The organism is Chroococcus sp. FPU101 (assembly GCF_017312365.1).
Lineage (GTDB): Bacteria > Cyanobacteriota > Cyanobacteriia > Cyanobacteriales > Microcystaceae > Chroococcus.
In genome coordinates, this window is record NZ_BLJI01000068.1 from 1 (window position 1) to 10,955 (window position 10,955).

Here is a 10,955-nt window from a genome sequence, read left to right on the forward strand (position 1 = left end):
CAATTCGCAACTTGGTATGATAACTCGGCAATGAAAGGAAAGGCAGGTTTCCAGTAAACACAAACATGGTCGAGATAGTAATGTTTAAAATTTCGGTAATGGTTTTGATGGAAAGCGATGAGAAATGTCATGATTTCACTTAAAGTCAAGTTTTTGGCTCGATTACGGCTTTTTGATTTCTTTGATAATCGCTTTTCCTGCCATTTGGGTTCAAATGAGGTGCAAAAGCGGTGCGACCCCGCGCCGTTGCACGGCGCAAGGGAACGCGCACCAAGACAATCATCGACGTGACAAAACAAAGCTGTCTTTACTGGACATAGGTGGGTGTGCTGAATCATTGCAATATCTTTCAGCTTAAAACGCTCCCGCCTTCTCTTAGTCTTTTTATCCCGAACTCAGGTTAATAATAGCGATCGCGTTCTAGGTCATAGATTGCTTTTTCCCAGTACCAAGCTTCTGTTTCATCTGGATATTTATAACGAAGTTGTTTGATTAATCTTTCGGTAACTTTTTTATCTCCTGCAATCATCAATAATTTCTTCTGTAAATGAACTACTTTAGGTGAAAATAAACTTTTAGATTTTTGATAATTAGAAGAATAATTTTTAAATTTTCGAGATTTGCTTTTTTGCTGATTAACTTCTTTCGATAGCAAGGAAATTGAAAATAATAACCCAATGCCTATAAGACAGACAAATAAAACAATAACGAGATTCATTAAAATGAATAAAAGCCTGATACATATATAATATTATCTGGTTTAATATAATATTACTTCCGTAAATTTACGGTTTTTTAATTTAATAATCATAGGTGAGCCAAAGCCCACCTAAACATTATTTAGTCACTTTATCTATAATTTTTTGCCAAAGGGGTTTTGTTTTTTTAACAGGAATTAGACGACTATCTTCGGGAGGATTTGGATCGTTTAAGTAGCGATAATGTTTCCAAATATCCCAATAAGGGCATCCTGGTTCGATGCGTATTCCAGCCCAATGAAGATATTTTAACGGTTGATTGACTTTTGGATCAAATAAAATGTCTCCTTGTCGCTGAAAATGTGGACTACCTGCCCAATTTCCTGCCCTTTTAACATCATCTCGAAGAATATTATAACGACGTGCAACACGTTTAAGAATGAGGTAATTAATAATTGGTTGATCAGAAGTTTTTTCCGAAAAATCAAAGTATTCTAAATGAGAAGCGCATTCTTTAAAAGTGTCGTATAAATCTTGTTCAGATAATAAATTCTTTTTAGATGCCCAAAAACCACCGTTATAAATCTCTTTGAGTTCAGCATCACTAAAAACGTTATTTTCAATGACTTTTGGAGAAAAAACATTTTTGATTCCTTTACTATGTTGATAGTCACAGCACAAGAAATCATAGTTATTCAAATAATCTAAATTATCAGAAATTTTTTCAAAAACGACAATATCAGTATCAATATAAAGAAATTGATCAAACTCACCAAACCAACAAACTTGTTTACGAAATTGATTCGGACGAGCGAATAGATTATCGCCAAAAATATCAAATATAGTTTGTGCGAGGGTTTCTACTCGTTTTAGATCTGGATAAAGTTGTACATTATATTGCTCACCTAAAATTTTAGCGACATTGTGATAATTATCATCATAGGGAATTAAAATAACGGGGGTTTCTGGGTCATATAATCGAATACTATTTAATAATGCGATCGCTTGCTCAGTCGCTCGATCATTCGCAGTAATATAAATTCCTCTGCTCATAACAATTTAACTCGTTTCACAGTTTTTCAAGACGGATTTTAACACGAAATATTGAAAGGTCAATTCAAAAATAAAAAAAGGTGGGTTTTTTCCCACCTATGTTTTTATATTCTAGAATTAGCTTTCCTTGTAAGCGTCCATTCCTTCACAAGAACAAATTAAATTTCTGTCACCATAAGCATTATCAATTCTTCCGACAACTGGCCAGAATTTGTGTTGTTTTGTCCAAGGTGCAGGATAGGCTGCCATTTCGCGGGAATAGGGACGGTTCCACTCTCCACAAATCAGGACGTTTGCCGTATGGGGAGCATTTTTGAGAGGGTTATTAGTGGCATCAATTTGACCAGTTGCGATCGCTTCGACTTCCTGATAAATTAAGATCATCGCCTCACAAAATCGATCTAATTCTTCTTTGGACTCACTTTCTGTCGGTTCTACCATCATTGTCCCAGGTACGGGCCAAGAAACGGTAGGCGCATGAAAACCATAGTCCATCAAACGTTTAGCCACATCTTCAACTTCAATAGCGGCTTTCTTCTTCAGGGGACGAAGATCGATCACGCATTCATGTGCTACTAAATTAGAAGAACCTTTGAAGAGAATTGGATAATAATCCTCTAAACGATGGGCCATGTAATTTGCATTTAAAATAGCCACCTTAGTCGCTTGAGTGAGTCCCTCTGAACCCATCATCGCAATATACATCCAAGAAATGACTAAAATACTCGCACTTCCCCAAGGTGCTGCCGAAATTGCCCCAATTGTTTCTTTAGCTTTTCCATTGTGTGAATTGCTTTTTTGACCACTGACAAGGGAAACATCAGGCAAGAAGGGAACTAAATGAGATTTTACCCCGATTGGCCCCATTCCAGGCCCACCACCACCATGAGGAATACAGAAAGTTTTGTGTAGGTTTAGGTGACAAACATCGGCCCCAAAATCGGCGGGACGACAGATACCCACTTGGGCATTCATATTCGCACCATCCATGTACACTTGTCCACCGTATTGATGAATAATTTCACAAATTTCAATGATGCTTTCTTCAAATACCCCATGAGTCGAAGGATAAGTAACCATCAATGCCGCTAAATTATTTTTATGTTTTTCGGCTTTGGTTTTAAGATCAGCTACATCCACGTTACCATCACTATCACATTTGACGCTTACCACCTTCATACCACACATGACGGCACTTGCGGGGTTTGTACCATGTGCTGACTCTGGAATTAAACAGATATTACGCTTTTCGCCTCGGTTTTCGTGGTATTTGTGGATGACTTGTAAACCTGCGTATTCCCCTTGAGAACCTGCGTTTGGTTGTAGAGATACCCCATCAAACCCTGTAATTTCGGCTAACCATGCTTCAAGTTGTTCAAATAAAATCTGATAGCCTTGTGCTTGGGAAGAAGGGATAAACGGATGTAGTTTACCAAATTCTGGCCAAGTGACGGGAATCATTTCCGCTACTGCATTCAGTTTCATCGTACATGATCCTAATGGAATCATGGATGTATTGAGGGCTAAATCTTTACTTTCAAGCTGATGGAGATAGCGTAATAATTCTGTTTCTGAATGATGTTTATTAAAGATGGGTTCAGTGAGATAGGAACTGGTTCGAGTAAAGATTTCAGGAAGATTAAAGTTAGCCTGTTGAGCAATTTCATCGACACTAAAAGGTAACTCGTCTTGTCCTGCAAAAATCTGCCATAAATCGATAATATCTCGCGGTGTCGTGGTTTCATCTAAACTGATTGTCAGTGCCTTATCCGCTAAATATCTTAAATTGATTTGACGGGTTTCGGCAGCTTTAATCAAGGTTTGGCTATCCGTCACCTGTATCTGTAGCGTATCAAAAAAGTTTTCTGAACCCAGTGTGTAACCCAAACGTTTTAACCCTTCGGCTAAAATCACTGTTAGCTGATGAATACGAGTTGCAATATTTTTCAGTCCTTCTGGCCCATGATACACCGCATACATCGCTGCAATCACTGCGAGTAAAACCTGTGCTGTACAGATATTACTCGTCGCTTTATCCCGTCTGATGTGCTGTTCTCTGGTTTGAAGGGCTAACCGTAAAGCGGGGTTTCCTTGAGCATCTTTTGATACCCCGACGATACGCCCTGGAATTTGCCGTTTATACTCCTCTTTCGTCGCAAAATACGCTGCATGAGGCCCCCCATATCCGAGGGGAACTCCAAAGCGTTGTGTGCTTCCTACCGCAATATCTACGCCCATTTCACTAGGGGGTGTGAGTAGAGCTAGGCTGAGGGGATCGGCAGCAACAGTGACTAACGCTCCAACTGCATGAGCTTTTGTGATAAATTCTCGGTAATCGTAGATTGTGCCATCGGTTGCGGGATATTGGAGTAATGCGCCGAAAATCGGTGTAGAAAAGTCGTAATCTTGATGATCGCCGATAATGACTTTAATTCTTAGAGGTAAGGCGCGAGTTTTGATGACTTCGATGGTTTGCGGATGACATTGATCAGAAACGAAAAAGGCTTCAGCATTTTTATTTTTGCACAGTCCGTAACTCATGCTCATTGCTTCGGCGGCGGCGGTTCCCTCATCGAGTAGAGAGGCGTTGGCAATTTCTAAACCTGTTAGATTAATGATCAGGGTTTGGAAGTTTAGTAAAGCTTCGAGTCGTCCTTGAGCGATTTCAGCTTGATAAGGGGTGTAAGCTGTATACCAACCTGGGTTTTCTAAAATGTTGCGTAAGATGACAGGCGGGGTGATACAGTCATAGTAGCCCATGCCAAGGAAGGAACGGAAAACTTTATTTTTAGATGCGATCGATTTTAATTGAGCTAGGGCAGCATATTCGCTCTGGGCCGAGGGTAAATTTAGTGAACGATTTAAGCGAATGGCTTGCGGTACAGTTTTGTCAATCAATTCATCTAAATTAGAAAAGCCTAACACCGCTAACATTTCTTGAATGTCCTGTTGCTTGGGCCCGATGTGCCTTGAGGCAAAAGAATCAATCGGTGCAAGTTGGCTGATGTTTTGGGTGGTATGTTTTGTAGAAATTGTCGGATCGTTCGTAGAAAGCTCCAAATTTAGCATAGACAATAACTGTCCTAGAAAATCGAAAAAGATACTAGGGGTGATTCTAGCGCAACTTCTTCAAATTTTGTAACAAATTTTAAAATCTTTTAAAAGGGGCTAATAATAATTGAAAAGGTGATGCCATAATCTTGTAAAGTATTGCCATCAGAATTGACCTGAATTAGAGGAATACCCCAATCAATACGGGCTTTGATTAAATCTTTAAATGTCCAATGTAATCCTAAGCCAACTGAAGCTAATGTTTGTGGCTCAGGATTAGGTAAATTAAAACTATTCCAAATGCGACCAACATCCGCAAATGGGACAATTTGTAACACATTATCTGAAGAAGAAGTACGATAAATTGGGATTCGCAATTCAACCGTTGTATAAAATCCGTTATCTCCTAACAGAAAATTTTGACGATAGCCCCGAACACTATCTAACCCCCCTAAACCAAATTGTTCAAGAGGAACTAATGGCCCATCGGCTAATTGTAGATCGCCATGAACATATAATAAAAAATCTGGAGCTAAAAGACGCACCCATTGGGCTTGACCTCGCCATATAAAATAGTTACTATTCGGTGCATTTGGATTAACTTTAAAGTCAAAGGGATCTGTCGTCCCAAAAGCATCAAAACCAAAGCTAAACTCAGAAAGAAGAGAAATCACTTCAACATTACTTCGATCAATCCATTCTTGAGAAAAACGAAGCGTAGAAATATTAGTACGTCCGTGTTGATCAGCACCCACCCCGAGTAAAGGTTCATTATCTAAAAAGCTAGTTTGACTTTTTTGATGTTCAAAAACTAAAGCCAATGCTAAAGTCTGACTTGCTGTTTCTAAGATGGGTTGACGCAAAGCAAAAGAATATTTTTGATAGTCTGATTCTAAATTCAATTCATCAAATGGATCTTCAACAACTCGGCTGGCAACATTGCGATAATCAAATTTGAAGCTACCATTATAGACATTAATCGGAATCGTATAAGAAATATTCCAATCATGACTCCCATTAGTATTAAGATACCAACCACTAATCCGATCGCCTATTCCTAATAAATTGGCTTCCTCGACTTGAACCCCTCGGCGTAATTCTCCAACACTGGGAGAACGTCCATTATCAAAAATGGCATCCGCATTAAAGGTATTTGCTGTTTCGACTTCAACTGTTAAAATATTGGTTCCTGGGCGAGTTCCAACTTCCAATTGTGCCGAAATTCTTTGAATTAAAGGATTAATTTGTAGTAGTCGTAAAGCGTCTAATAAACGATTAATATTAAGCGGTTTTCCACTCTTTATAGCCAAGCGATCGCGGACATAATTAGGATTAAGTCTACCCTGTACAGTGACTTGTATTTCAGAAATGCTCCCCTCTAGGATTTTAATCAAAACCACGCCATCTTGAATCTTTTGCTCTGGGATAAATGCGCCTGTTGTGATATATCCTTGATCGACATAATATTGTGTAATCGCTGAACGAGCCTGTAAGAGTTCAACAAAGGTAATCCGACGTTGAGTATAGGGTTTAAGTAATCGTTTTAATTCTGCATCACTAAAAGCGGTATTACCTTCAAATTTAAAATCTTTAACAAAAATTTTGCCTGGAATGCTAAAAGATTCTTTGGGAGGAGTTGGCGAAACAGGCGGCTGTAAAAGGTCTTCGGGAGGGGGGAGAGGTGACGGTAAAAGAGGTGGTTTTGAAGGTTCTGGAGGGAAAGCTGGGTTAATTTGAGTAATTAGTTGTGTTTTTAAATTTACATCCAAAGCTTGAGCATAAATAGGATTAAGCCTTATTAGGTTAATCAGCAACAAACTGACAAACCCTAAAAAAATTTGAGGTAAGTTTAGCAAAGGCCGAAAAGCCATAAATCCATGACAAGCTAGAAAAGCTACAAGTATTATTAGTTCTCAGCTATTCTAAGCATGGATAGGTCTAAAAAGCAAAAGAAATTAGTAAACAGTGATTTTGTATACATTAACTATTTAACAAATGTTCTTGTATAAAATTTGTATAAACATTACCTTCTAAAAAAGCAGGAACCTCCAAAATTTTTTGATGAAAGCTGATGGTTGTAGGAACACCAGTAATTGCACATTCTTTTAAGGCGCGTTTCATTCTTTTAATTGCTGTTTCTCGGTCGGGGGCCCAAACAATAAGTTTACCAATCAAAGAATCGTAATAAGGTGGAATTTCATAATCTGTATAAATATGAGAATCCATTCTCACACCAGGGCCACCTGGGGGTAAATAACCGCTAATTTTACCCGGTGAAGGACGAAAATTATGGGCGGGATCTTCTGCATTGATACGACATTCGATCGCATGACCTTTAAATTCAATATCCCCTTGTTTTAAACCCAATCTTTCTCCTTGCGCGATCCGAATCTGTTCTTTAATTAAATCTAAACCTGTAATCATTTCAGTAACAGGATGTTCGACTTGGATGCGCGTATTCATCTCCATAAAATAATAATTGCCAGACTGATCGACTAAAAATTCAACCGTACCCACACCCACATAATTAATCGATTTAGCGACTCTGACGGCTGCATCTCCCATGCGTTTTCTCAGATGCGGAGTTAAAAAAGGGCTAGGGGCTTCTTCGAGTAATTTTTGATGTCGTCGTTGAATAGAACAGTCTCTCTCGCCTAAATGGATCACATTGCCGTAACTATCCGCGAGAATTTGAAACTCGATATGGCGCGGACGTTCGATAAATTTTTCAAGATAAACCCCTGAATTCCCAAATGCGGCTTCTGCTTCACCTTGGGCAGCTTGTAAGAGATTAGGTAGTTCTTCATGAGTTCGTACCAGACGCATTCCGCGACCACCTCCCCCCGCAGTTGCTTTAATCAAAACAGGATAACCCATCTCTTTAGCAATGTTTTGGGCTTCTTGTTCTGAGGCAATTAAGCCACCACTTCCTGGTATGGTTGGAATACCTGCTTTTTGCATCGTTTTTTTAGCCGTCGATTTATCTCCCATCGCTTGTATTGCTTCTGGTGATGGGCCAATAAAAGTAATCTTGTGGTCGGCGCAAATTTGAGCAAAACGCGCATTTTCAGCTAAAAAACCGTAACCTGGGTGAATGGCTGTCGCATTTCGGGTTAAAGCCGCCGCGAGAATATTAGGAACATTCAAATAACTTTTGCTACTCGGTGGTGGGCCAATACAAACACTCTCATCGGCTAATTGAACATGAAGCGCATTACGATCAATAGTAGAGTGAACGGCAACAGTCGATATTCCCAGTTCTTCACAGCTATGTAAAATCCGTAGGGCAATTTCTCCCCGATTGGCAATTAGAATTTTAGAAAATGGCATCTTAAAAGGTTGAGTCAATTCAGTCGGGCTAACAATAAATTTATACTGTCTATATAAGTAGAATAGCCCGTTTTGTCTTTCTATGATTCATTCTATAGGTTTGGTTAACTCACTCTGGGGTCGATCGCTACTCCAAGCCCACCAAGATTGATCGCATTCACACTGATAAAATTCTTGCCATTTTCGCCCCCCATCTTCCCCCATTACGGGAGAACGACGATTAATCCACACCTGTTTTGCTTTTGACGCAGAAGCATGACATTTCGGGCAACAAAATTTCATTGCATGAATCGCGGTTTGTGTCCAAACAGGCGGAGTAGAGCTAAAAGCATCCATGTGCAAATTTCCTGATAGATTATGGTTCGGAATGTTTTAAGATGAGGACGGAGTGCATACCATATTTTTTTCCTTCTGAGAATCATAAAAAAGATGTGCATTTATAATATAGGATAGCCAAATCAACCCCGATACCCAGTATCATCACTTTTTGCTTACTTTTCTCTAGCTTATGCGATCGCCAAATTTTCCCCGCCGTACTAAAATTGTTGCTACTATTGGCCCTGCGACCCAAGATAAAGATATTTTGCGTCAGTTAATTACTGCTGGAGCTACAACGTTTCGCCTCAATTTTTCTCATGGAGATCACGACTACCATCTTAACAGTATTCGTTTGATTCGTCAGATTGCTTTTGAACTCAATCAACCCGTCGGCATTTTACAAGATCTTCAAGGGCCTAAAATTCGTTTAGGTAAGTACAATTGTTCTAGTATTACGCTAAAACCAGGTGATCCTTATATTCTCACCAGTCGCCGTGATATTGAATGCAATCAAGACATTAGTTATGTCAGTTATGAACATCTCGCGGATGAGGTGCCAGAAGGAGCGCGAATTCTGCTCGATGATGGTAAGGTCGAAATGGAAGTGGAAAAAGTTGATCGCGTTGTCAAAAACTTGCATTGTCGGGTGATTGTAGGTGGGGTTTTATCAAGTAATAAAGGGGTGAATTTTCCAGGCGTTTATCTATCGGTCAAAGCTCTCACCGACAAGGATAAAGAAGATTTACAGTTTGGACTACAACAACAGATCGACTGGGTGGCCTTGAGTTTTGTTCGTAATCCTCAAGATATTTTAGAGATCAAAGATTTAATTGCTCGTGCGGGTAAATCAGTTCCCGTCATTGCCAAAATCGAAAAGTTTGAAGCCGTTAAAGAAATGGAAGAAATTCTATCTTTGTGTAATGGCGTAATGGTGGCGCGGGGTGATCTTGGTGTAGAACTGCCCGCCGAAGAAGTTCCTATCTGGCAAAAACGCTTAATTAGTACGGCTAATCGTTTGGGAATCCCGATTATCACGGCTACCCAAATGTTAGATAGTATGGCGAATAATCCGCGTCCCACTCGTGCTGAGGTTTCCGATGTGGCTAATGCGATCTTAGATGGAACGGATGCGGTGATGCTTTCCAATGAAACGGCGGTGGGTAAGTATCCCGTTGAAGCCGTCGCTACAATGGCTAGAATTGCCGAACGGATTGAGCGAGAGGAAATTAATGATCCCTACAAAGAACCTATTAGTGGCAGAAAGTCGGTTCCAAATGCTATTTCAGCAGCCGTAAGTCAAATCGCTGAACAATTAGGAGCAGCTTCGATTATGACGCTGACGAAAACGGGTGCGACAGCGCGAAATGTTTCTAAATTCCGTCCCAGAACTCCGATTTTAGCAGTAACTCCCCATCGAGAAGTCGCACAACAGTTACAGTTAGTTTGGGGAATACGACCCATGATTATGTTAGATTTAGCAACCCTAAGTCAAACCTTCCAAGCGGCAATGAGTTTAGCCCAAGAAGATCAGCTTTTATTTGATGGAGATCTAGTCGTGATGACGGCAGGAACATTACAGGGTGTCGCGGGATCAACGGATTTAGTTAAGGTAGAAGTCGTGAAATCGATTTTAGGTCGCGGTATTTGCGCCGTACAAGGGGCGGCTAGTGGGCGTGCCAGAGTGGCTAAAAGTGCTAGAGAAGTCAGTGATTTTAATCGAGGTGAAATTTTGGTAGTTTCATCGACTAATGCAGATTTTCTTGAAATGATGCGAAAAGCCTCCGCCATTATCACAGAAGATGCAAGTTCAGGCAATCACGCCGCCGTAATTGGACAAAAGTTAGGAATACCTGTGATTGTTGGCTTTAAAAATGCAACCCAAATCATTCGAGATGGTACGTTTTTGTCTTTAGATGCTCAAAGAGGTACAGTCTATTCGGGTGCTTTAGTTAGTCATGGGGATCAGTAGTGTATCCTCAGTACATTTAGGTTTTAATGCTATGCGATCTCTGTGATTTTTAACTAAATGGCGGTTATTTCTCACGGTACTGCCCTTTACTATCTTGTTCGCACTAAAGACAAATCAAACCGATCACTAAATATTTTAACGTCAGTTCGGGTTAAGGGGATTGAGGCAAAGCCCAATCAATCTCAAGAGAAGGTTTCTTAGGTTGATGACAATAAGCGATTAAACCACAGAGAACATTGACACAAAAATTGATAGGGCTGCGGTGGCGAGAATGCTCGATTTGAGAGATGTTTTTGAGTTGGTCAATGATCGTCTCAACAATAGAGCGTTTGCGATACATTTGACCAGGGTACTTTTACCTGCACCGTTCTCTCCGAGTAAGGCATGAAAAGTTCCACTCTTTAGCTTCATTGAAACACGATCCAGAGCGACTAAAGAACCAAATTTCTTAGTCATGTTAACGACTTCGAGTTCGGATGGTGCTTCTATGTGTATCGATGTGCGTTTTGTTAGTGTGTCCATCAAATTCGCTTCAT

8 protein-coding genes and 2 pseudogenes are annotated in these 10,955 nt (G+C 40.0%); 1 reads left to right on the plus strand and 9 read right to left on the minus strand.

The features are described 5' to 3' along the window. Nucleotides 1-145: 145 nt before the first annotated feature. From CFPU101_RS24250 to CFPU101_RS24280, 7 genes are all read right to left on the minus strand, one after another. On the minus strand, nt 146-283 hold the full coding sequence (locus CFPU101_RS24250; protein ID WP_206818327.1) for a hypothetical protein: 138 nt from the start codon (nt 281-283) through the stop codon (nt 146-148). 117 nt (nt 284-400) lie between these two features. Continuing rightward, nucleotides 401-718, minus strand: coding sequence for a hypothetical protein (locus CFPU101_RS24255; protein WP_206818329.1), 318 nt, complete (start codon nt 716-718; stop codon nt 401-403). Between the two features lie 118 nt (nt 719-836). Next, entirely contained in the window at nt 837-1,751 is a 915-nt protein-coding gene (locus CFPU101_RS24260; RefSeq protein WP_206818331.1) for an Npun_R2821/Npun_R2822 family protein, read from the minus strand. A gap of 117 nt (nt 1,752-1,868) precedes the next feature. Then, nucleotides 1,869-4,820, minus strand: a complete 2,952-nt coding sequence (gene gcvP / locus CFPU101_RS24265; RefSeq protein ID WP_206818332.1) for an aminomethyl-transferring glycine dehydrogenase — start codon at nt 4,818-4,820, stop codon at nt 1,869-1,871. 89 nt (nt 4,821-4,909) lie between these two features. Next, nucleotides 4,910-6,673, minus strand: coding sequence for a ShlB/FhaC/HecB family hemolysin secretion/activation protein (locus CFPU101_RS24270; protein WP_206818333.1), 1,764 nt, complete (start codon nt 6,671-6,673; stop codon nt 4,910-4,912). Between the two features lie 109 nt (nt 6,674-6,782). Next, the gene (gene accC / locus CFPU101_RS24275) at nt 6,783-8,132 is read right to left on the minus strand and encodes an acetyl-CoA carboxylase biotin carboxylase subunit (RefSeq protein ID WP_206818334.1); all 1,350 of its coding nucleotides are present in this window, start codon (nt 8,130-8,132) and stop codon (nt 6,783-6,785) included. 87 nt (nt 8,133-8,219) lie between these two features. After that, nucleotides 8,220-8,468 carry a hypothetical protein gene (locus CFPU101_RS24280; RefSeq protein WP_206818335.1) on the minus strand — a complete coding sequence of 83 codons (249 nt, stop codon included), beginning with the start codon at nt 8,466-8,468 and terminating at the stop codon, nt 8,220-8,222. A gap of 172 nt (nt 8,469-8,640) precedes the next feature. Here CFPU101_RS24280 and pyk point away from each other — a divergent pair, with 172 nt between their 5' ends. Beyond that, nucleotides 8,641-10,419, plus strand: a complete 1,779-nt coding sequence (pyk, locus tag CFPU101_RS24285) for a pyruvate kinase (RefSeq protein WP_206818336.1) — start codon at nt 8,641-8,643, stop codon at nt 10,417-10,419. Nucleotides 10,420-10,570: 151 nt separating this feature from the next. On the opposite strand, the pseudogene CFPU101_RS25835 reads toward pyk, so the two are convergent. Together CFPU101_RS25835 and CFPU101_RS26205 are read right to left on the minus strand one after the other, a co-directional pair. Beyond that, nucleotides 10,571-10,759: pseudogene (locus CFPU101_RS25835) on the minus strand (transposase); the annotation flags it as partial. 32 nt (nt 10,760-10,791) lie between these two features. Next, nucleotides 10,792-10,941: pseudogene (locus tag CFPU101_RS26205) on the minus strand (hypothetical protein); the annotation flags it as partial. Nucleotides 10,942-10,955 lie beyond the last annotated feature (14 nt).

Excerpts from the sequence above, each read along its gene's own strand:
- CFPU101_RS24250 (WP_206818327.1), bottom strand. The coding sequence starts at position 283 with ATGATTGTCTTGGTGCGCGTTCCCTTGCGCCGTGCAACGGCGCGGGGT.
- CFPU101_RS24255 (WP_206818329.1), bottom strand. The coding sequence starts at position 718 with ATGAATCTCGTTATTGTTTTATTTGTCTGTCTTATAGGCATTGGGTTA.
- CFPU101_RS24260 (WP_206818331.1), bottom strand. The coding sequence starts at position 1,751 with ATGAGCAGAGGAATTTATATTACTGCGAATGATCGAGCGACTGAGCAA.
- gcvP (WP_206818332.1), bottom strand. The coding sequence starts at position 4,820 with ATGCTAAATTTGGAGCTTTCTACGAACGATCCGACAATTTCTACAAAA.
- CFPU101_RS24270 (WP_206818333.1), bottom strand. The coding sequence starts at position 6,673 with ATGGCTTTTCGGCCTTTGCTAAACTTACCTCAAATTTTTTTAGGGTTT.
- accC (WP_206818334.1), bottom strand. The coding sequence starts at position 8,132 with ATGCCATTTTCTAAAATTCTAATTGCCAATCGGGGAGAAATTGCCCTA.
- CFPU101_RS24280 (WP_206818335.1), bottom strand. The coding sequence starts at position 8,468 with ATGGATGCTTTTAGCTCTACTCCGCCTGTTTGGACACAAACCGCGATT.
- pyk (WP_206818336.1), top strand. The coding sequence starts at position 8,641 with ATGCGATCGCCAAATTTTCCCCGCCGTACTAAAATTGTTGCTACTATT.